At 55.9% G+C, this 20,602-nt stretch carries 19 protein-coding genes; 11 read left to right on the top strand and 8 right to left on the bottom strand.

Going from position 1 to position 20,602, the window contains the following annotated elements:
• Window positions 1–29: 29 nt before the first annotated feature.
• A complete protein-coding gene (locus PYL13_RS12685; protein WP_275641577.1) occupies window positions 30–785 on the bottom strand; it encodes a pyridoxine 5'-phosphate synthase in 756 nt (251 codons plus the stop codon).
• A gap of 383 nt (window positions 786–1,168) precedes the next feature.
• Here PYL13_RS12685 and PYL13_RS12690 point away from each other — a divergent pair, with 383 nt between their 5' ends.
• The gene (locus PYL13_RS12690; RefSeq protein ID WP_275641578.1) at window positions 1,169–1,867 is read left to right on the top strand and encodes a MerR family transcriptional regulator; all 699 of its coding nucleotides are present in this window, start codon (window positions 1,169–1,171) and stop codon (window positions 1,865–1,867) included.
• A 19-nt stretch (window positions 1,868–1,886) separates the two neighbouring features.
• Here the strand turns inward: PYL13_RS12690 and PYL13_RS12695 are convergent, their stop codons facing one another.
• Window positions 1,887–3,014 (bottom strand): ATP-dependent DNA helicase, encoded by a 1,128-nt coding sequence (locus PYL13_RS12695; protein WP_192488579.1) that lies wholly within the window; start codon window positions 3,012–3,014, stop codon window positions 1,887–1,889.
• Window positions 3,015–3,118: 104 nt separating this feature from the next.
• Between PYL13_RS12695 and PYL13_RS12700 the strand changes: the two genes are divergently transcribed.
• The 5 genes from PYL13_RS12700 (at window position 3,119) to PYL13_RS12720 (ending at window position 6,710) form a co-directional block, all read left to right on the top strand.
• Entirely contained in the window at window positions 3,119–4,411 is a 1,293-nt protein-coding gene (locus tag PYL13_RS12700) for an SDR family oxidoreductase (RefSeq protein WP_275641579.1), read from the top strand.
• 6 nt (window positions 4,412–4,417) lie between these two features.
• Window positions 4,418–4,897, top strand: a complete 480-nt coding sequence (locus tag PYL13_RS12705; protein WP_275641580.1) for a DUF2269 family protein — start codon at window positions 4,418–4,420, stop codon at window positions 4,895–4,897.
• A 112-nt stretch (window positions 4,898–5,009) separates the two neighbouring features.
• Complete coding sequence (locus tag PYL13_RS12710) at window positions 5,010–5,384, top strand: COG4315 family predicted lipoprotein (RefSeq protein WP_250981822.1); 375 nt, start codon at window positions 5,010–5,012, stop codon at window positions 5,382–5,384.
• Window positions 5,368–5,928 carry an RNA polymerase sigma factor gene (locus tag PYL13_RS12715; RefSeq protein WP_275641581.1) on the top strand — a complete coding sequence of 187 codons (561 nt, stop codon included), beginning with the start codon at window positions 5,368–5,370 and terminating at the stop codon, window positions 5,926–5,928. The genes PYL13_RS12710 and PYL13_RS12715 overlap by 17 nt, the downstream gene beginning before the upstream one ends.
• Window positions 5,925–6,710: an anti-sigma factor family protein gene (locus tag PYL13_RS12720; RefSeq protein ID WP_275641582.1), complete on the top strand. Its 786-nt coding sequence runs from the start codon at window positions 5,925–5,927 to the stop codon at window positions 6,708–6,710. The genes PYL13_RS12715 and PYL13_RS12720 overlap by 4 nt, the downstream gene beginning before the upstream one ends.
• Window positions 6,711–6,716: 6 nt before the next feature.
• On the opposite strand, the gene PYL13_RS12725 is transcribed toward PYL13_RS12720, so the two are convergent.
• Window positions 6,717–7,310 (bottom strand): LysE family translocator, encoded by a 594-nt coding sequence (locus PYL13_RS12725; RefSeq protein WP_250981825.1) that lies wholly within the window; start codon window positions 7,308–7,310, stop codon window positions 6,717–6,719.
• 170 nt (window positions 7,311–7,480) lie between these two features.
• On the opposite strand from PYL13_RS12725, the gene PYL13_RS12730 reads away from it, so the two are divergent.
• Window positions 7,481–8,326, top strand: a complete 846-nt coding sequence (locus PYL13_RS12730) for an aldo/keto reductase (RefSeq protein WP_275641583.1) — start codon at window positions 7,481–7,483, stop codon at window positions 8,324–8,326.
• Between the two features lie 390 nt (window positions 8,327–8,716).
• Window positions 8,717–10,597 (top strand): HAMP domain-containing methyl-accepting chemotaxis protein, encoded by a 1,881-nt coding sequence (locus tag PYL13_RS12735; RefSeq protein WP_275641584.1) that lies wholly within the window; start codon window positions 8,717–8,719, stop codon window positions 10,595–10,597.
• A gap of 104 nt (window positions 10,598–10,701) precedes the next feature.
• Here the strand turns inward: PYL13_RS12735 and PYL13_RS12740 are convergent, their stop codons facing one another.
• From PYL13_RS12740 to PYL13_RS12755, 4 genes are all read right to left on the bottom strand, one after another.
• Window positions 10,702–12,336 (bottom strand): cisplatin damage response ATP-dependent DNA ligase, encoded by a 1,635-nt coding sequence (locus PYL13_RS12740; RefSeq protein WP_275641585.1) that lies wholly within the window; start codon window positions 12,334–12,336, stop codon window positions 10,702–10,704.
• A gap of 7 nt (window positions 12,337–12,343) precedes the next feature.
• Window positions 12,344–13,354: a ligase-associated DNA damage response exonuclease gene (locus PYL13_RS12745; protein WP_275642029.1), complete on the bottom strand. Its 1,011-nt coding sequence runs from the start codon at window positions 13,352–13,354 to the stop codon at window positions 12,344–12,346.
• Between the two features lie 128 nt (window positions 13,355–13,482).
• Window positions 13,483–14,055 carry an acetolactate synthase small subunit gene (ilvN, locus tag PYL13_RS12750; RefSeq protein WP_192488569.1) on the bottom strand — a complete coding sequence of 191 codons (573 nt, stop codon included), beginning with the start codon at window positions 14,053–14,055 and terminating at the stop codon, window positions 13,483–13,485.
• Window positions 14,056–14,075: 20 nt separating this feature from the next.
• Window positions 14,076–15,869 (bottom strand): acetolactate synthase 3 large subunit, encoded by a 1,794-nt coding sequence (locus tag PYL13_RS12755; RefSeq protein ID WP_275641586.1) that lies wholly within the window; start codon window positions 15,867–15,869, stop codon window positions 14,076–14,078.
• 365 nt (window positions 15,870–16,234) lie between these two features.
• Here PYL13_RS12755 and PYL13_RS12760 point away from each other — a divergent pair, with 365 nt between their 5' ends.
• Window positions 16,235–18,217, top strand: coding sequence for an ATP-binding protein (locus tag PYL13_RS12760; RefSeq protein ID WP_275641587.1), 1,983 nt, complete (start codon window positions 16,235–16,237; stop codon window positions 18,215–18,217).
• Here PYL13_RS12760 and miaA read toward each other — a convergent pair whose 3' ends face one another.
• Window positions 18,218–19,114: a tRNA (adenosine(37)-N6)-dimethylallyltransferase MiaA gene (miaA, locus tag PYL13_RS12765; protein ID WP_275641588.1), complete on the bottom strand. Its 897-nt coding sequence runs from the start codon at window positions 19,112–19,114 to the stop codon at window positions 18,218–18,220.
• Between miaA and serB the strand changes: the two genes are divergently transcribed.
• Window positions 19,113–20,003, top strand: a complete 891-nt coding sequence (serB, locus tag PYL13_RS12770; protein WP_275641589.1) for a phosphoserine phosphatase SerB — start codon at window positions 19,113–19,115, stop codon at window positions 20,001–20,003. The two genes, miaA and serB, sit on opposite strands and share 2 nt — an antisense overlap.
• Complete coding sequence (locus tag PYL13_RS12775) at window positions 20,000–20,563, top strand: GNAT family N-acetyltransferase (RefSeq protein WP_250981833.1); 564 nt, start codon at window positions 20,000–20,002, stop codon at window positions 20,561–20,563. Before serB ends, PYL13_RS12775 begins: the two co-directional genes overlap by 4 nt.
• Window positions 20,564–20,602 lie beyond the last annotated feature (39 nt).

The following is a 20,602-nucleotide window of genomic DNA, read 5'->3' on the forward strand; positions in this document are numbered from 1 at the left end:
CAATTTATAAAGCCAAAACTTGACGATAGTTATGAAATATCCTGACCGCAGGCGCGGCAAAAACGCCGCACCGTCTCGACCATGCCATATTCCAGAGCATCCGCAGTCAGTCCGTGACCGATGGAGACCTCGGCCAAATAAGGAATGCGCTTGACCAGTGCCGGGAGGTTGGCAACCGTCAGGTCATGACCGGCATTGACCGCAAGCCCTAGCGCCTTGGCGTGATCGGCCGTCTGGCCCAAAGCCTCAAGCAGTACTGCCTCTTTTGCCGGATCGTCGTAACACCCGCCAAACGGGCCAGTGTAAAGTTCGATACGTGCGGCACCGGTCTCAGCAGCCAGTTCCACGGCCGAACGGTCTCCGTCACCATCGGCAAACAGCGACACGCGCATGCCTCCGGCTTTCAGACGGGCAACGGTTTCCTTGAGGAAAGTTGCGTCCTTGCGGAAATCCCAGCCATGGTCGGATGTCGCCTGCGACGGATCATCGGGCACCAATGTCACCTGTTCAGGCTGCGCCTGTTCGCACAGCAACAGAAATTCTTCCGTTGGATATCCTTCAATGTTGAACTCCGCCTGCGGGAACTCGTCATCAATCAGGGCGCGTAACACAGGCAAATCAGAAAACCGAATGTGGCGTTGGTCTGGCCGCGGATGTACTGTCAGACCGCTGGCACCGGCCTGAAGCGCCAGTCGACCAAAATGTTCGACATCCGGCCAGGGCAGATCGCGCCTGTTGCGCAGCATAGCTATGGCATTGAGATTAACGGATAAAGTGGTTGGCATGGCGAAAGCCCTTGGAAATGCAAATCAGGAGTGAGTACTCTCTTTTATCAAGGATGCAGTAACACAAACGCAACAACCAGAAAAAAAGTATTCGGCATGGAACAGAATCAGAAATGGGTTCATTATGCTAAATTCGCGCAATCCGCTGAAAGGAATGCCGCCTGTGAGAGATGTTGCCGACCATAGGACCAATCACACAAACGACGCTCGCCTTGTGAGTGGCACACCTCGTGATTGCGCCAGGCAAACATTTCACTCCAGACATCAAAAATGAAAGACCAGACACGCGAGAGGGCCAATCTCGCGCTGTTCATTCATGGAATGTAGCGACTGATCAAGAAGGAATGCTGTAAAGATATTCACGCATGGAGGGGGGAGACCTTATGCAGAATGAAAATACGCCCGACAGTCAAATACGTGCGAAATCTAAGTCGTCGCTCTATGACGAACATATTTTCTTGCCAGACCTCAAACTATCCCTACGCTTGCCGCCAGAGCCGGTTGGAATAGCAGAGATGGCTAATCTTTTTGGCGTCACCCATAGAACGTTGCATTTCTACGAGGAAAAAGGACTGCTATCCTCCCGCCGTTCTGGCCTGATGCGCATCTATTCGCATCGCGACGTAAATGTCATGGCGCTGGTCAACACCTGCCGCGAAGTGGGCATTCCCGTTGCGGTCATTCAGGAATTCATGGAAAAGCTGGCTGATGCGGATTCTCAAGGGGAAGCGACAGCGCTGTTCGAAGATTTGCTCAATAACCGCAAACGCGAACTGACAGCCGATCTTTCAACCATGCGCCGGCAAATGCAACAGATCAGCAATCTGCTGGCCCCGGATGATGATGATGACACGGTTCAAACCGGCCCATTACCCGAAGATACGATCATACTGACCGATATCGAACGCAAATGCCTGGAACTGATGGCAGAAGGTTATGCCTCCGTTCGTCTGGCGCGTGCCGTTGGCCTGCGCACGGAAGAACTGCAGAAAATCGAATTGGGCATTATCCAGAAATTTAGCGCCAACAACCGCTTTCAAGCGGTTGCCAAGGCCGTATTGCTTGGCATCATCCCCGCTTGAAAGAACGGGAATAGTCGCCCTATCGAACGATCGTCAGTGTTTCTGCAGCGCGGGTAATGGCTGTATAAAGCCAGCGCTCGCGGCTGTCGCGAAATGCGAAACTCTCGTCGAACAACACAACATTGTTCCACTGCGAACCCTGCGCCTTGTGCACAGTCAGCGCATAACCGAAATCAAACTCGTCGTAACGCTTGCGCGTCGTCCAGGGAATTTCGGTTTCGCTTTCCTCAAACGCCGCTTTCAGCAGTTTGATCTTTGCCGCACCGCGATCCATATCGTCGTCTTCAGGACGGATCATCAGGTTGATGCCGGGTTTTACCGTCTCGCGCGATGAACTCATCACCTGCCAAAGCGAGCCGTTGAGCAGGCCCTTTGCAGGGTCATTGCGCAGGCATACCAGCTTGTCACCCGATTGCGGGTAATCGGCCGAAAAGCCCTTCAACTCGCGAAGACGCTGGTTGTAACGACGACGGGTGCGGTTGGTACCAACCAGAACCTGATCGGCGTCCAGCACCAATGACTGCGTCACTTCCGATTTGGATATCACTTGCGCCGAACCATAATCGCCGCGCATGATCTCGCGACCTTCGCGCACATCCATGGCCAGCTGGATGATCGGGTTATCCTTGGCCTGACGATGAATTTCGCTCAGTAGATAATCCGGTTCCTGCTCGGTGAAATAACCGCCACCGGTTACCGGCGGCAACTGGCCGGGATCTCCCAGAACGAGGATCGGCGTGCCGAAGCTCATCAGGTCCTTGCCCAGTTGCTCGTCCACCATTGAGCATTCGTCGATGATGATCAGCGCAGCTTTGGCAAGCGGGCTTTGCCGGTTGATGGAAAACATCGGCGCGATGGACGTCTTGCCGGTTTCCTCGTTTTCGATGGCTTCTTCACCACGTGGTCGATAAATCAGTGAATGTATGGTGCGGGCATTGGACGCGCCGCGGGAACGCAGCACCTGTGCCGCCTTGCCGGTAAAGGCCGCAAACAACACGTCGCCATCCACATTCTCAGCGAAATGTTTGGCAAGCGTCGTCTTGCCCGTTCCGGCATAACCGAAAAGCCTGAAAACCTGCGAACGGCCTTCCTTGAGCCAACGCGAAACGGCTTTAAGAGCCTCGTCTTGTTGCGGTGAAAATTGCATGCGCTCTCTTCGCAGGATTCGGGGCAGCTGCGCAACCGCAAACTCTCCGTGGAAGTTTTCCTTCCATGCGTGCCAGCGAGGGCAATAGCGCCTAAAATGCTCCCATGAAGATACTGATTCTCGGCGCAACAGGTTTCATCGGCTCAGAGATTGCAAGGAAACTTGCCCTGCAAGGCCATCAGGTTACCGGTCTTGGACGCGACCCTCAGCGGACAAAATACAAGCTACCAGACATGCAATGGGTCAGCACCGATCTGGCACGCATAGGCGAACCATCGGCATGGCAGGCACTTGTGGAAAGTCACGACGCCATCGTCAATTGTGCTGGCGCCCTGCAGGACGGTCTGGCCGACAATCTCGCCGCCACGCAGGAAAAATCCATGCTGGCGCTCTATCAGGCGGCACAGGCTGCAGGTGGCCGGCTGATCATCCAGATCTCTGCCAGAACCGCAGGTGCAGCGTCATCCCTGCCCTTCCTCGCCACCAAACGGCGCGCTGATGAAGCCCTTGTCGAAAGTGGCCTGCCTTACGTCATTCTGCGCCCGGCGTTGGTCATTGGTCGCAATTCTCATGGCGGAACATCACTGCTGCGCGCACTTGCCAGCATGCCGCGCATATTGCCGCTCACCCACGCAGACAGCCCTGTTCAAACCGTTGCCATCGGCGCTGTTGCGCAAATGGTTCTTTTGGCACTCACCGGATCGATCCCTCCCAAAAGCGACGTCGACCTCGCTGCCGATGAAAAGCATACGCTCGGCTCGCTTGTTCTTCTGCACCGCCAATGGCTGGGCCTACCGACTGCGCGGATCATTTCGCTGCCACCCGCCATCGCCCGACCGGTCAGCTGGTTGGCAGATTTGGCCGGACGTCTCGGTTGGCGCTCGCCCCTGCGTTCCACCGCGATGCAAGTCATGTCGGAGGGCGTCATTACCTCCGCCAGAACAGATGCCAGGCATTACGGTGTGCTGCTGAAAACCGCACAGCAGACATTGCAGGCAAGCCCTTCAGGTGTGCAGGACCTGTGGTTTGCACGATTGTATCTGCTGAAACCGGCAATCATTCTGTGCCTGTCGCTGTTCTGGCTGCTGTCTGGCCTGATCCCGCTTTTCGACCTGCCGCGGGCATCCGGTCACTTCCTGCCCTTCATGCCATCCACGGCAGCAGTTGCTATTACCGTCGCCACCTGTGTGCTGGACATGGCGCTGGGCCTCGCCGTTCTGGTGCGGCCTTTTGCACGCAGGGCCATGCTCGGTATGTTGATGGTCACCGCCACCTACCTGGCTGGCGGCACGGTGCTGGAACCGGGACTGTGGCTTGACCCGCTGGGGCCGCTTGTCAAAGTCCTGCCCTCCATCCTGCTCACGCTGGTCGCGCTCGCGACATTAGACGAACGATAGGCCACCATGCTGGAAGAATTTATCCGCCTTGCCCATGTCATTGGCGCAACCGTACTTCTGGGCACCGGTGCCGGCATTGCATTTTTTATGGTCGTGGCACGCCAGACCGAAAACCCTGTATTGATTGCCCATGTCAGCAGCACGGTAGTGATTGCCGATACGCTGTTCACGGCAACGGCCGCCATTTTCCAACCGATCACCGGATACCTGTTGGCTAAAAGCATCGGCTGGCCGCTGACAGAAGGCTGGGTCTTCCTGTCGCTCATGCTGTATGTCTTTACCGGCCTGTTCTGGTTGCCGGTGGTGTGGATACAGATCAGGCTGCGTGACATTGCCCGCCTTGCCGCAAGGGATGACACGCCATTGCCGCCACAGTGGTTCCGACTTTACCGCATCTGGTTTGCCTGCGGTTTTCCAGCCTTCTTTGCCGTCATCGGCATATTCTGGCTGATGTTGATGAAACCCGACATTCCGTTTTGGAACTAAGCGTAGAAACTGCATCGAAAGATTTTTTCCAAACCACGGAATAAATCCGCCTCCTCTGGTGTCTTACTCCATGTGACCGGCTGTTTCGCCGCACCAAACGAGGAGGATCTCCATGAAAACGCTCGCACTCATTCCTGTTGTCATGCTGGCAGTTGCCGGCACGGCCTATGCTGCCCCCATGCTGAAGACCGTTAAAACCGACAAGGGCGAAGTTCTTGCCGGCGACAAGGGCATGACGCTTTACACGTTCCAGAACGACAAAAAAGACGTGTCTAATTGCTACGACAAATGCGCGACCAACTGGCCGCCACTGATGGCAAAGGCGGACGACAAGGCTGGCAACGGTTACACCGTGATTGATCGCAAGGACGGAACAAAACAGTGGGCCAAGGATGGCAAACCGTTGTATTATTGGGTCAAGGACATGAAGGAAGGTGACGCCACGGGAGATGGCGTCGGTGGAGTTTGGCATGTCGCAAAGCCATGATGGCATGAACAATAACGAAAGGCGGGAGCCCAAAGCTCCCGCCGACAGTTCGTTCGAGGGCCAGATGCTGGCCCTGATGCCCTTGTTACGTCGGTATTCCCGCAGTCTTTCCCGCTCTGACAGTGACGGCGAAGACCTGCTGCAGGATTGCGTGGAACACGCTTTGTCCAAAAAGCAGCAGTGGCGCGGATCGCAGATGAAAGCCTGGGCCTATGCCATCATGACCAATATTTCCCGCAACCGTTACCGGGCGGAGAAACGCCATCCGTCTGAGAATATCGACGCCTGCGAAAACGAGATAGTGAGCGAACCGGCAAGCGATACGCTGGAAAACAAGCGCCTGCATGATGCCCTTGCCCAGTTAAACCCTGACCTGCGTGCTGTTTTGATGTTGGTGACGGTAGAAGGTTACAGCTATCAGGAGGTCGCAAACCTCATGAATATACCGCTCGGCACGGTGATGTCGCGCCTTTCGAGAGCGCGAGAAACTGTGCGAATTCATCTGAGCGAGGACAATATCATACCACTGCGGAGACCGAAATGACGAGAGACAATGCCATAACGGAAAGCGATCTTCACGCCTATGCAGACGGACTGCTGGGTGCCGAAGACCACGCCCGCGTGGAGCAGTGGCTCGAGTCGAACCCGCAGGACCGCGCCAAGGTTAAGGACTGGCACGACCACGCAAAGGCCCTGCGACAGGCATTCGCCCCCTACCACACGGCAAAATATGACGACCACAAACTGCTGCACACCCTGCAAGACAGTGGCCGTCGCCTTATGCCCGTCCTGATGCGTGCTGCTGCCGCCTGCCTGATTTTTGGCGCTGGCGCCGTTGCCGGGCAATTTTTACCCTTGCTACCGCAAAAAGCAGACCCACAGCGGCCAACACAGGTCGTGGCCGATATATCGACACAGGCAGAATCTGCCTATCTCATCTATGCCAGCGAAGTCCGCCACCCCGTCGAAGTCGGTGCAGACCAGCAGGCGCATCTGGCAACCTGGCTTGGCAAACGTTTGGGGTATCCTTTCACCGTGCCGGATCTGACCTCAGTGGGTTATGAGCTGGTTGGCGGCAGACTGGTGCCGGTCAGTGGCAAACCCGGTGCCATGCTGATGTACCAGAACGGCAGCGGTGAACGTGTCACCGTGCTGGTCGGCCGTAATCCGCAAAACCGCACCACCAGCTTCCGCCTCGCGGATGCCGATGGTGTCTCGACCTTCTACTGGATCGACAATGAACTCGGCTATGCCGTATCGGGCGAAATCTCGCACACCGATCTGCGCCGTATTGCCGAGGAATGTTACCGCCAGTTTCCGACCTGACCAACGCTATTTCAGCATTGGCCAGAGGCTCAGAACCAGAAGCACCGCCATGGTGATGTTGAACCACTTTAACCGCACCGGCACCGAAAGCCATTCCCGCAACGCGGAGCCAAAACCTGCCCAGGTGGAAACACTTGGCAGGTTAACGGCAGCAAAGGCCACCCCGACCAGCAGGACGGTGGTGAAATACTGGCTCTCATCCGTATAGGTCGCCATGGCTGTCACCGCCATTACCCAGGCTTTCGGGTTGACCCATTGAAACGCGGCAGCCCCCAAAAAGGTCATCGGTGCGGCCCCGGTCTTGCCCTCGGAGAGGCTGCGCGACATCCCTATCTTCCAGGCAATCCACACAAGATAAAGACCACCTGCGAATTTCAACGCCGTGTAGAGCATCGGCACAGAATGCAACAAGGCACCCAGCCCAAAACCAACGCCAATCAGCAGCGACAGAAATCCGGCACCGATGCCCAGCATATGTGGAACCGTTCGACGGAAGCCGAAGTTCACCCCAGAAGAGAACAACATCATGTTGTTGGGTCCGGGTGTGATGGACGTGGTAAAGGCAAAAAGGACAAGTGCCAGAAATGTTTCGATAGTCATGCGGCCTCCAGAGGTGCGCCAGATTACCCACCGCGTGCCATTAGAACCAGTCGTAAACCGTCATAACAACAGTCACTTTTTTTGATAGATTGCGCCAAAGACGTTGCCACACAGGACCGGTTTTTTTTGTATTGTCTGCGGGCCTGCCCGCCAGTGATGAAGGAGTTCCCATGCAAGAAGACATTCCAACAGTCAGCCTGCCCTCCGGCGTGAATGTTCCTGCCTTGGGTCTTGGCACATGGATGATGGGCGAAGAACCGCGCAGCGAACCGGATGAGATCGCCAGCATTCAAAAGGCAATAGATGTCGGCATGACATTGATCGACACGGCAGAAATGTATGCCGATGGCAAATCCGAAGAGGTGGTCGGCAAGGCGATTGCAGGGCGACGCGATCAGGTGTTTCTGGTCAGCAAGGTGTACCCATGGAATGCCGACAGTAAGGGCACAATCGACGCCTGCGACCGAAGTCTTGAACGGCTGGGAACCGATTACATCGACCTCTATCTCCTTCACTGGCGTGGGCCACATGCACTGCGCGAAACCGTCGCCGCTTTCGAGACCCTGAAACAACAGGGCAAGATTGGCGAATGGGGCGTCTCCAACTTTGACGCCTCTGATATGGAAGAGCTGTTTGCCGTTCAAGGTGGTGGTAACTGCGCCGTCAATCAGGTGCTCTACAATCTGTCCCGCCGCGGGCCGGAATACGATCTATTGCCGTGGTGTCAGCGAAACCGCGTACCGCTGATGGCCTATTCGCCGATTGAACAAGGCCGTATTTTGCGCAATGCCGAACTGATCCGTATCGCAAAGGCCTATCAGGCAACTCCTGCACAGATTGCCCTCGCCTTTCTGCTGGAGCGCGACGGCGTGATTGCTATTCCCAAAAGCACCCATCCGCAGCGCGTCGAGGAAAACCGGGGCGCCGCTGGTCTTGATATCAGCGATGAGGATTGGGATGCACTGGATGCCGCCTTCCCGCCACCGGCGAAAAAAATGCCGCTGGAAATGCTTTAGCCGCGCACAAACCTCACGCCGCTATTTGCCCGCTTAAATTCCGTTCGCATTTCACCGTTTGCGAAAAATGCGCGCAAAGGTCGCGCACGTTTCTCGTGGCTTTTCGCCAAAATTCAGAAACATAAAAATCTATTTTTGGTTGTGTATTTTCAATCAGACTTATCAAAATACAGGGTATTTTTTGCGGCCTTCAACCACAGGAATAGCGCGTTTAACCAAATGAAAAAACATTAGAAATTATTACAATAAACGACACTAAAGTACCCATTCAAAATTGTGCCGCCGGCTTTAACCATTCTTTACACAACCATCGCGCTAAAACAAAAACAAGCACAGGATTGTAGGTAATTCACCGACAACGTGCGCCATGGTGAAACAAAGCTGACAAACATGAAAATCAAGACACTCCTCCCCAGCCTATTTGGCCTTCTCGTTGTGCTTGGCGTCGCGCAAGGAGCAATTGCCCTCAATTCAATTTCAAACCTGAAAGATGCGACGGAAGGCGTCAATTACCGTCTGGCCCGTTCCGAAGTGTTGTCGCAAATCAACATGCTGTTCGGCGACGTAAGACGCGCCTATGTGCAGGGCATGAGTGCCGGCACGATTGAAGAAGTCGATGCAGCTATTGCGGCCATTCACAAGGCACAGGCAGACCGCAAAAAGGCTGCAGATGAATTTGGCGCGACGATCACCTCGCCAGCCTTGGTGGAAAAATTCGCTATCGCTGAAAAGTCCGTGACAGAATATGAAGCCGCTGGCGCGGCATTCATCGAATATATCAACAATGGCCAGCTCTACGAAGCCAAGGGCTACATTCAGCAAACCCTGACCCCAAAGGGACAGGAAGCCGTTGCCAAGATGAATGATATCCTCGACCTGAATAGCAGCCTCGGTCGGGAAGCAGCAGCTGGCGCACAAAAGACGGCGAGCTTTGCCAACACTGTCACCATTTTGTCGATCATCGTTTCAACGCTGATCGCGATCGCCGCAGCAGTGCTGAGCCATATTCGAATTTCCCGTCCGATCACCGAGATCACCGATGCCATGAACAAACTGGCTGCAGGCGATAACGCCAGCGCCATTCCGCATAGTGGCCGCAAGGATGAAATTGGCGATATGTCTGCCGCTGTTACGGTGTTCCGCCAGAACGCCATTGAGCGTGAACGTCTGGAGCACGAAACCGAAGCCAACCGCAGCCTCAGCGAAAAAGAGCGCCTTTCCCGCGAAGAGCAGAAGGCCCGTGAAGCTGCCGAAGTTCTGTTTGCCGTCGATAATCTCGGCACGGCGCTCGACCGTCTGGCAGCGGGTGACATGGTCTACCGCATCGAGGAAAAGTTTGCCGGTCAGCTGGATCAGCTGCGTACCAGCTTCAATACCTCCATTGCCAAGTTGCATGGCGTTCTCAGCTCGATTGGCGACAACGCCCGCATGATCGATGCGGGCGCCAATGAAATCCGCTCTGCTGCCGAAGACCTGTCCAAGCGTACCGAACAGCAGGCCGCCTCAGTTGAAGAAACTGCAGCAGCCCTTGAGCAGGTAACCACCGCCGTCAGGGATTCCGCCGTTCGCGCCAGCGAAGCCGGTGAACTGGTATCGCAGACCCGTGTCGGCGCTGAACAGTCAGGTCAGGTTGTCCGCAAAGCGGTCGTCGCCATGCAGGGCATTGAAAGCTCCTCCAACGAGATCAGCAACATCATCGGTGTAATTGATGACATTGCGTTCCAGACCAACCTCCTGGCGCTGAATGCCGGCGTGGAAGCAGCACGTGCCGGTGAAGCAGGCAAGGGCTTTGCCGTCGTTGCCCAGGAAGTACGCGAACTGGCACAGCGCTCTGCCAAAGCCGCAAAAGAGATCAAGGCGCTGATCACCACGTCCAGCGAGCAGGTTCGCCAGGGTGTCGAACTGGTCGGTGAAACCGGTCGCACGCTGGAATCCATCGTCGCAGAAGTTCAGGAAATCAACCGACACGTCCTTTCGATTGTCACCTCTGCCAAGGAACAGTCGACCGGCCTTTCGGAGATCAATACCTCCGTCAACCAGATGGATCAGGGCACCCAGCAGAACGCTGCAATGGTAGAGCAATCGACGGCAGCCAGCAACAGCCTTGCCACACAGGCTGCTGCGCTGACATCGCTGCTGTCGCAGTTCAAACTGGATAATGGCAACTCGTATGGCATTGCCACAGCCAATGAATATTCCACACCAGTACAGTCTCCGGCCCGCGTATTGGGACAGAAACTGGCCTCGTCCTTTGGTCGTAAATTCGGCTGATTCAGTCATCTGACACAAATAACAAAGCCTCCCGCAACAGACATTGCGGGAGGCTTTTCAGTATGTTGAGCCTGTTTCCTGAATCAAAATGCCACAAACATGAATCAGATTGGCAAGTTGGCTCCGCCGCCAATCATGGCGACCAGCGTTTCCAGCCTGTCAGCCTCCCGTGGCAGTTTGTCGGTTCGCAAACGCGAGATACGAGGAAAGCGCATCGCGACCCCTGACTTGTGACGTCCGGACCGGTTGATGCCCTCAAAAGCCACTTCGACGACAAATCCGAAATCCGGTTCGGCGCGAATGGAACGCACCGGTCCAAACCGCTCCACCGTATTGTCGCGTACAAACTTGTCCAACACATCCAGCTCGGCATCGGTAAAACCGAAATAGGCCTTACCGACCGGCACCAGCTGATCGCCACCCTCGCCTGCCATCCACACACCAAAGGTAAAATCGGAATAGTAGCTGGAGCGTTTGCCATGGCCGCGCTGCGCATACATCAACACCGCATCGACATTATAAGGGTCACGTTTCCACTTGAACCACGGTCCCTTTGCCCGCCCGGCCTGATAGGTGCTATCCAGTCGCTTGAGCATGATGCCTTCGATCACCGCATCCGGTGGATCGGCACGCAGCCGCTCCAGTTCAGCCCATGAGGAAAATGGGACAAGTGGCGACAGGTCGAAACGGTCCGGTTTTGCCCCAGCAATCAACCTTTCCAGCTTCTGACGTCGCTCGACAAAGCTCTGGCCGCGAATATCGACATCATCCTCAAACAAAAGATCGTAAGCGCGAATGAAGGCCGGATAATCCTGCAACATGCGACCGGAAACCGTTTTGCGATTTAGCCGCTGTTGCAAATCGGAAAAGCTGGCAGTTGGCCGGTTCGAGGTGAATGTACCTCCCACCAGCAACTCCCCATCGATCACACCGGTAAAATCCGCCGCGTCGACAATGTCAGGGAATGCATTTGAGATATCATCTCCGGAACGCGAATAAAGGCGGCATGTGCCGGACGAGCGCGACAACTGCACACGAATGCCATCCCACTTCCATTCGGCTGCGTAATCCACCGGATCAAGCGCATCGAGATCATTGTCGCCGACCGGCGTGGACAACATGACGGAATGGAAAATCGCAGGCGTTGCCAGAACTGGCCGGTCACTTTTACCCTCAAGCCACGCAAACAGCGGTTCATAGGGCGGCTTCAAACCGTGCCACAGCGTCTCGATCTCGGTGATGTCTTTCGAGCCGAGTTCCGCCAGCGCCTGTTTTGCCAAACGGGCAGACACCCCGATACGCAAACCACCGGTGACAAGCTTGAGAAAGGCAAACCGTCCTGATGTATCCAGCCTGTCCAGCAAACCACGCACCGCAGTGCGGATTTCCATTTTGCCAAGCGTCTGCATCTGCTGCACGACTTCGCCCAACGACAGGTCTTGACCCGACTTTTCCGGTTTTATCTCACCCTGATCCCAGACCAGCGCAACGGTCTCGGCAAGGTCACCAACATAGTCATAGGAGTAGCGAAACAGCACCTCGTCCATGCGCTCAAGTACAAGTTCGCGGATCATGGCCGGTTTGACACCCTTGAGGTCAAGCGTGCCTGCCAAGGCAGCCAGTGCAATACCACGGTCAGGATCAGGTGTGGCGCGGAAATAGTCGGTCAGCAATGTGAGCTTGGCATTGCGGGATGGTGTGAGAACCAGACGGTCGAGGAGCTGGGCGAAAGCATACATATGTCTCTCAATCCCCCTCGTCTTCATAACCAACAAGATGCAGTGGTTTCGCGGCAATGCCGTGCAGCTCACACCAGCGCACCAGTGCCTCCTCACGACCATGCGTCACCCAAATATTACCGGCGCCGGTATCACGGATCGTTTGCGTCAGTTCAGGCCAATCGCAATGGTCGGAAATCACCAGCGGCAGCTCGACACCGCGTTGCCGCGCACGCTGGCGTACCATCATCCAGCCGGATGCAAAAGCCGGCACCGGATCAGAAAAACGTCGCGCCCAGCGATCGGCAAAGGCCGAGGGCGGTCCGATTACAACAGCGCCCTTGAATATGCCTGCGTCCTGCTTTTCCACGGTTGCTGGTCTCAAATCCCCAAGCGGGATGCCCTGCGACAGGTAATAGTCGCACAGCCTGGCAAGCGCACCGTGGATATAGATCGGCGCATCATATCCGGCATTGCGCAGCAGCATGATGACCCGCTGCGCCTTGCCCAGCGCATAGGCGCCTATAATGTGGGTGCGCTCTGGAAACTGCTTCAGCGACTGCAGCAGTTTCGCCATTTCATCTCTCGGGTTCGGATGGTGAAAAACCGGCAGACCAAAGGTTGCCTCGGTAATGAACACATCACAGGTAACAGGCACGAAGTCTTCGCAGGTTGGGTCGGGGCTGCGCTTGTAGTCACCGGATGCCACGATGCGTGTTCCAGATTTTTCGACAGTGATCTGCGCCGACCCCAGCACATGGCCTGCCGGATAATAACGGATGGCAACACCGTTGATATCGACCGTTTCACCGTGCGCAATCGCCTGCTCGCTTCCGCAGAAATCCTCACCGTAGCGAATGCGCATGATATCGAGCGTCTGGCGGGTCGCGAGAACATGCTGATGACCTGCGCGGGCATGGTCCGAATGGCCGTGGGTAATCAGCGCCCGACGCACCGGACGCACTGGGTCGATGTGGAAATCACCCTCGGGGCAATAAAGACCATCCGGCGTCGGATAAAGCAGGGCTTCCGGTTTTATCATCAATGAAAACTACGCCCCTTGATCTGAGTATCACGCACCACTTATCCAAGGCATTCTTTCAAACAAAAAAGCCGCCCGCAACGATGTGTTGCGAACGGCCTTGAGGTCATTTTGTTCCGGCAGGATTACATGCCCTGCGAACCACGGTTCATGGCAGCGATACCGGTACGGCACACTTCGATCAGGCCAAGCGGCTTGATGATGGCGACGAACTGGTCGATCTTCGAGGACTTGCCGGTGATCTCGAAAATGAAGTGCTCAACCGTTGCATCAACCACCTTGGCGTGGAAAGCATCGGCCAGACGCAGGGCTTCGGCACGGTCTTCACCGCCGCCGACAACCTTGAGAAGCGCCACTTCACGTTCAATCGGACGCTCCTGCCCCAGTTCACGGGCACGCACCGTCAGGTCAACAACGCGGTAGACCGGAACGATACGTTCAAGCTGCGCCTTGATCTGCTCGAGAACCAGCGGCGTACCACGCGTGACGATGGTGATGCGCGACAGATGCGCCTCATGTTCGGTTTCGGAAACCGTCAGGCTTTCGATGTTGTAGCCACGGCCGGAGAACAGGCCGATCACGCGAGCCAGAACACCCGGCTCGTTGCTGACGAGAACCGAAAGCGTGTGGTTTTCAATGGCAGCGGTTTCCTTCGAAATGAAGTACGCGGAGCCGGTGGGTTGTAGGTGTGCGTTCATATCTATGTTCCTCCCGATCCTTAAACGAGCTGACGGCCCTTGGCATCGATAGCGTTGGCAACGGCTTCATCGGTCGCTTCGTCCGGCAGAAGCATTTCATTGTGGGCCTTGCCCGATGGGATCATCGGGAAGCAGTTGGCAAGGTTGGCAACGCGGCAATCGAAGATAACCGGCTTGTTGACCGCAATCATCTCGGCGATCTTGTCGTCCAGTTCCTTCGGATCGTCGCAATACATGCCAACGGCACCGTAGGCTTCCGCCAGCTTGACAAAGTCAGGCATTGCTTCGGTGTAGGAGTTGGACAGGCGGTTGCCGTGCAACAGCTGCTGCCACTGGCGGACCATGCCCATATACTGGTTGTTCAGAATGAAGATCTTGACCGGCAGGTTATACTGGATGGCGCAGGACATTTCCTGAATGCACATCTGAATGGAGGCATCACCGGCAATATCGATAACCAGAGCTTCCGGATGCGCAACCTGAACACCGATAGCGGCAGGCAGGCCGTAACCCATGGTGCCGAGACCGCCCGACGTCATCCAGTGGTTTGGCTTTTCAAAACCGAAGAACTGAGCCGCCCACATCTGGTGCTGGCCGACTTCCGTGGTGATGAAGGTGTCACGACCCTTGGATGCCTCATACAGGCGCTGAAGCGCATATTGCGGCATGATGACGTCTTTGGAGTTCTTGTAGGCAAAGGAATTGCGGGCACGCCAGCGATCAATCTGCTCGTTCCACTCACTTGTCTGTGCCTTTTCCGGCCTTTTCGCCATGGCGCGCCACAGGCGAACCATGTCTTCCAGAACATGGGCAACATCGCCAATGATCGGCAAATCAACGCGGACGTTCTTGTTGATCGACGACGGATCGATATCGATGTGGATCTTCTTGGAATTTGGCGAAAACGCGTTGAGACGGCCGGTAATACGGTCATCGAAGCGAGCGCCAACGCAGATCATGACGTCGCAATCATGCATGGCCATGTTGGCCTCGTATGAACCGTGCATGCCCAGCATGCCCAACCACTTGTCGCCAGACGCCGGATAGGCACCCAGACCCATCAGCGTCGAAGTGATTGGGAAACCAGTCAGTTCAACCAGTTCACGCAGCAAACGGGTTGCTTCCGGACCGGAGTTGATAACGCCGCCGCCGGTGTAGAAAACCGGACGCTTGGCCTGCGCCATCAGTTCAACCGCAGCCTGGGCCGCATGAACGTCGCCCTGAAGCTTCGGCTTGTAATTGTTCTTGGAAACGGCAGCCGACGGTGGCGTGTAGGTACCGGTGGCAAACTGGATATCCTTTGGAACATCGACAACAACAGGGCCCGGACGGCCAGACTGTGCGATGCGGAACGCTTCGTGGATGATGCCAGCCAGCTCGTTTACATCCTTGACCAGCCAGTTGTGCTTGGTGCAAGGGCGCGTAATACCGACGGTGTCACACTCCTGAAACGCGTCAGAACCGATGAGAGATGTAGGGACCTGGCCGGAAATGCAAACCAGCGGAATGCTGTCCATCAACGCGTCCTGCAACGGTGTGACTGCGTTGGTGGCACCTGGACCGGAGGTGACAAGCATGACGCCAACCTTGCCAGTGGAGCGGGCGTAACCCTCTGCCGCGTGGCCTGCACCCTGCTCATGACGGACGAGAATGTGCTGAATGTCGTCCTGCTGGAAAATCTCGTCATAGATTGGAAGCACAGCACCGCCAGGATAACCGAAAATGTGTTCCACGCCGTTGTCCTTCAACGCCTGGAGAACGATTTCCGCTCCTGTCATACGGTTGCTGTTGTCTGTGGTTTCCTTATCCGTCATTGCCTTTTCCATCCCGCTTCTGGCTTTGGAATATCGTTGGACCAGTTGGCCCGTTTCGAGACATAAAAAAAGGCCCCTTGAGGAGCCTGTTTTAGCGCATGGGAGCTTTCGCCGGATGGTTACACCATCCTGCCCATGCGCCGTCCCACCACGATAAGTACGTTAAGATTTTTCATGGGTCGGAGTGTTAGCCAGAAAAGCATTATCCGTCAACGTATGTTGCTAAAAAAATCAGCTTCTATTTCATTTCGTTCCAGAAAACGGCATTTTCCGTAAGAAAGTTTCGCAAAATCCTTACGAGTTATTAAAGTCGAACCGGTAGCTTTTTCCCAACAAAAAATAGCAAGACAAGTTCAGGGAAAAACATGTTCAACGACGACCTTCGCAAATCGGCAACGGCCGGAGAGCAAGACAGACGCGATGAACATAGCGCAGCCAACCGTATGCTGGGCCGTGTCGTGTCCTGCACCGGTTCCCGCGCCACCCTGTCGAGCGTCGCTGCCGACGGGAAAACCGACCTGACGGAACTGTGGTCCGTTGGGCGACTGATTACCATTGCGGTCGGCCAGAACCGCGTGATTGCCCTGACCTACGCCATGAACACCCAACACCATCAGTGGCGGGAAGACGAAAACAACAACTTCAATGTCGAAGCTGAAATTCTCGGTGAAATCCAGCGACAGCCCGACGGCAGCGAAACCTTCACCACAGGCATTTCGCAATATCCGCATCTGGGCGCCATCGTTCACCGTATCCGTTCCGCAGACCTGATCCGCATCTATGACAGTGGACAGGACAGCACCTGCATCGTCGGTCGCCTCTCGCAGGACGAGGCCATTGATGCCGCCATTCATATTCCCTCGATGTTGTCGAAGCACTTTGCGGTTGTCGGCTCGACCGGTGTCGGCAAATCAAGTGCGGTCTCCCTGCTGCTGCAAAAGGCAATCGAGGCCGACCCGAAACTACGTGTGCTGATTCTCGATCCGCATAATGAATTTGCTGCCGCCTTCCCCAAACATTCTGTTGTGATCGACACCGACACGCTCGACCTGCCCTTCTGGCTAATGCGGCTTGAGGAATTTGCCGAGGTGCTGTTCCGCGGCCGTAAGCCTATACCGGAAGAACTCGATGTACTGCGTGACATTATTCCTGACGCCAAACGGGCGTTTCGCGGTTCCGAAAGCGCGCCTATGCGCCGCCCGTCCGACAAAAGCTCCATCACCGCTGATACGCCAGTCCCTTACCGTATTGCCGACCTCTTGGCCTTGATCGACGAACGTATCGGTCGCCTAGAAGGGCGCAGCGACAAACCGTTCCTGCGTTCATTGAAAATGCGGATCATTTCCGCAATCAATGATCCACGCTACCACTTCATGTTCTCCAACAGCACGATCAGCGACACGATCATGGAGACCATTGCCCACATATTCCGTATTCCCGGCAATGGCAAACCAATCTCCACCTTCCAACTTGCCGGCATTCCATCAGAGGTCGTCAACTCTGTGGTGTCGGTGCTGTGCCGCATGGCATTCGAACTTGCCCTGTGGAGCAACGGCGCCATTCACATGCTGGTGGTCTGTGAAGAAGCACACCGTTACGTACCCGCAGATCAGGAGCTTGGCTTCGTGCCAACCCGCCAGGCTATTGCCCGTATTGCCAAGGAAGGCCGTAAATATGGTGTGTCGCTTGGTGTGATTACCCAGCGTCCGGGTGAGCTCGACCAGACCATTCTGTCACAGTGCTCGACACTGTTTGCCATGCGCCTTTCCAATGAGCGAGACCAGGATATCATCCGCTCGGCCATGCCCAATTCGTCGCTTTCGACCATGAGTTTCTTGTCTTCCATCGGCAACGGCGAAGCGATTGCCTTTGGTGAAGCGATTGCCGTTCCGATGCGCATGAAGTTTACCCGCCTTGCAGCGGGTAACCTGCCGAAGGCCGCAATCGCCTCCAGCAGGATTGAAGATCCCACGCCCGGCACCATGGACCTCAGCACCATCGTCAGCCGTATGCGCTCCAAGTCGGGCCCGGATATTTCCAACTTCCAGCAAAGTTTTGAAGCGACCTATGGTGTGTCAGAACAGGACCATTTCGCGGAACTGGCGCAGGACAGTTACGACGAGATGGCCAGCGAAGCGGAACTGGAAAGCTGGAACAAGGAAATCCGCTCAACGGAATCCGACCAGTCCTATGAGCCCTACCGGCCGGAAATGCTACCAGGTACCAGCGCCTTCAAAAGCGCTACCACCAATCAGCAGCCGGGCACCTCGTCCGGCCTCCCAAAAGCCGGTTCGCTGAGAGAAAGCTTGTTGAAAAAGCCACTCGGAAGCCTGTATCGCAAGGATTGATCAGGGCGCGATCCGCTCCCAATCATCGCCCATCTGGTTGCGGAACCATGTCATCTGCCGTTTGGCATATTGGCGGGTTGCAGCAGACGCCCGCTCAATCGCCTCTTCGCGTGTCAAACGTCCGGCCAGCATCTCGGCAATCTGCGATACACCAATGGCCTTCATCGCCGTTGCATCCGGTGCCAGATGAAGTGCCAGAATAGCCTGGACCTCTTCCACAGCCCCCTTCTCCATCATCAGTTCAAACCGCCGGTTGATGCGGTCATGCAGCACCGCCCGATCGGGTAGCACGACATATTTCTGCGCCCGCGCCGGATCGACGATGACGGGGCCGCTGGTTCCCTGAAAATGCGAGATCGATTGGCCGGTCGCCTTGAATATCTCCAGCGCCCGCACGATACGTTGACCGTCCTGCACATTCAGCACTGCGGCAACTTCAGGGTCCTGCTGCGCCAGCTCGGCATGCAATGCGGCCGAACCTTCATTGATAAGGCGCGTGCGATACAGATCGCGAATATCATCGGGAACGGCCGGCATGTTGGAAAGCCCGCCGGTCAGCGCCTTGAAATAAAGCCCGGTACCACCGACAAAAACCGGAAAACGTCCTTGGCTTTTCAACTGTTCGAGACGTGCGGTCACATCCCGCAACCACTCGCCGGTGGAATAAAGCTGGTTTGCCGGCACATGGCCATAGAGAAAGTGCGGAACGCCTTCCATCTCCGCCTCGGACGGGCGGGCCGACAACACCTGCAGCGTATCGTAAACCTGCATGCTGTCGGCATTTATCACCACACCATTGCGTTCCCGCGCCAGATGAAGTGCAAGCGCGGACTTGCCGCTGGCCGTCGGTCCGGTTATCAGGATCGCATCGATATCGTCATCAAGGTTTTTCATCATGGCTCTCGTTGCCACGCTTATTGCCAATCCGTCAAATCCTGTCGTTACTTCGGCCCTTGGAGAAAAGGTGGCAAAGGCACTCAATGCTTCCGGTCTTTATTGGCTGGCAGATGGCATAGCGTGCGATATCGTACTTGCTGACGGCACCGATGCAACGACAGCCCGCCAGACGGTTGAAGCAGCCCTTGATGGCGCGCCCGTCGACGTCGTCATTCAGGACCAGGACACCCGCCGCAAGAAACTGCTGATCGCCGATATGGATTCGACCATGATCGGCCAGGAATGCATTGACGAGCTGGCAGCCGAAGTTGGCCTGAAAGACAAGGTTTCCGCCATTACCGCCCGTGCCATGAATGGCGAGATCGCCTTTGAACCGGCGCTGCGCGAACGTGTTGCCCTGCTCAAAGGTCTGCCAGTTTCCGTTGTTGATGACGTCATTGAAAAGCGCATCACCCTGACACCGGGCGGCAAGGAGCTGATCGCCACCATGAAGGCAAAGGGCCATTACACCGCACTGGTGTCCGGCGGCTTCACCGTCTTTACCAGCCGCGTGGCCGACATGTTGGGCTTTGACGAAAATCGCGCCAATCTGCTGGGCGAAGAAAACGGCGCTCTGGATGGCACGGTCGCAGAACCAATTCTTGGAAAACAGGCAAAGGTCGATTCGCTGATCGACATCGCTGGCCAACTTGGCATCTCAACCGATGATGCCATTGCCGTCGGTGACGGCGCAAACGATCTCGGTATGCTCGGCCTTGCCGGTTCTGGCGTTGCCATTCACGCCAAGCCTGCCGTTGCCGCTGAAGCAAAAATTCGTATCGACCACGGCGACCTGACCGCCCTTCTTTATATTCAGGGCTATCGCAAATCGGATTTCGTTACCGCTTGATGATGCTTGAAACGCCACGTCTGATCCTGCGCGAATGGAAAGAGAGCGATCGCAATCTTTTCCGTGAGATCAACGCGGATGAAAAGGTCATGGAGTTTTTTCCGTTTCGCCACAGCTATGAGGCAGCCGATGCTGCCCTTGAGCGTGTCAACGACATGATCCGCGCAACCGGTTTTGGTTTTTACGCGGTGGAGCTGCGCGAAAGCCAGGAGCCGATGGGGTTCTGTGGCATTGCCCCCGTCGACATGAAGGGCATATTCCCCTTTGGCACCATGGAAATCGGCTGGCGTTTCGCCACCCGTTTCTGGGGCAATGGTTACGCAACAGAAGCTGCCAATGCCCTGCTGGCCAATGCGTTTGAAGACAAAGCCATGCCGGAAGTGGTGTCCTTTGCGGTTGAAGCCAACAACCGCTCGACCGCCGTCATGAAACGGCTTGGCCTGTTTCGCAGCCCCGAGCGCGACTTTGACCATCCGCGCGTGCCCGACACCCATCCGCACCTGAAACGGCATGTGACCTATGCGATGACGCGCCAACAATGGTTTGATCGGTCAGTTTGAGCTTTTTAAAAATGCACGCCCGATTTCAGGCTACAGCCG

This window comes from Agrobacterium sp. Azo12 (assembly GCF_029193765.2).
GTDB lineage: Bacteria > Pseudomonadota > Alphaproteobacteria > Rhizobiales > Rhizobiaceae > Agrobacterium.

Excerpts from the sequence above, each read along its gene's own strand:
- PYL13_RS12685 (WP_275641577.1), bottom strand. The coding sequence starts at position 785 with ATGCCAACCACTTTATCCGTTAATCTCAATGCCATAGCTATGCTGCGC.
- PYL13_RS12690 (WP_275641578.1), top strand. The coding sequence starts at position 1,169 with ATGCAGAATGAAAATACGCCCGACAGTCAAATACGTGCGAAATCTAAG.
- PYL13_RS12695 (WP_192488579.1), bottom strand. The coding sequence starts at position 3,014 with ATGCAATTTTCACCGCAACAAGACGAGGCTCTTAAAGCCGTTTCGCGT.
- PYL13_RS12700 (WP_275641579.1), top strand. The coding sequence starts at position 3,119 with ATGAAGATACTGATTCTCGGCGCAACAGGTTTCATCGGCTCAGAGATT.
- PYL13_RS12705 (WP_275641580.1), top strand. The coding sequence starts at position 4,418 with ATGCTGGAAGAATTTATCCGCCTTGCCCATGTCATTGGCGCAACCGTA.
- PYL13_RS12710 (WP_250981822.1), top strand. The coding sequence starts at position 5,010 with ATGAAAACGCTCGCACTCATTCCTGTTGTCATGCTGGCAGTTGCCGGC.
- PYL13_RS12715 (WP_275641581.1), top strand. The coding sequence starts at position 5,368 with ATGTCGCAAAGCCATGATGGCATGAACAATAACGAAAGGCGGGAGCCC.
- PYL13_RS12720 (WP_275641582.1), top strand. The coding sequence starts at position 5,925 with ATGACGAGAGACAATGCCATAACGGAAAGCGATCTTCACGCCTATGCA.
- PYL13_RS12725 (WP_250981825.1), bottom strand. The coding sequence starts at position 7,310 with ATGACTATCGAAACATTTCTGGCACTTGTCCTTTTTGCCTTTACCACG.
- PYL13_RS12730 (WP_275641583.1), top strand. The coding sequence starts at position 7,481 with ATGCAAGAAGACATTCCAACAGTCAGCCTGCCCTCCGGCGTGAATGTT.
- PYL13_RS12735 (WP_275641584.1), top strand. The coding sequence starts at position 8,717 with ATGAAAATCAAGACACTCCTCCCCAGCCTATTTGGCCTTCTCGTTGTG.
- PYL13_RS12740 (WP_275641585.1), bottom strand. The coding sequence starts at position 12,336 with ATGTATGCTTTCGCCCAGCTCCTCGACCGTCTGGTTCTCACACCATCC.
- ilvN (WP_192488569.1), bottom strand. The coding sequence starts at position 14,055 with ATGAACGCACACCTACAACCCACCGGCTCCGCGTACTTCATTTCGAAG.
- PYL13_RS12755 (WP_275641586.1), bottom strand. The coding sequence starts at position 15,869 with ATGACGGATAAGGAAACCACAGACAACAGCAACCGTATGACAGGAGCG.
- PYL13_RS12760 (WP_275641587.1), top strand. The coding sequence starts at position 16,235 with ATGTTCAACGACGACCTTCGCAAATCGGCAACGGCCGGAGAGCAAGAC.
- serB (WP_275641589.1), top strand. The coding sequence starts at position 19,113 with ATGGCTCTCGTTGCCACGCTTATTGCCAATCCGTCAAATCCTGTCGTT.
- miaA (WP_275641588.1), bottom strand. The coding sequence starts at position 19,114 with ATGATGAAAAACCTTGATGACGATATCGATGCGATCCTGATAACCGGA.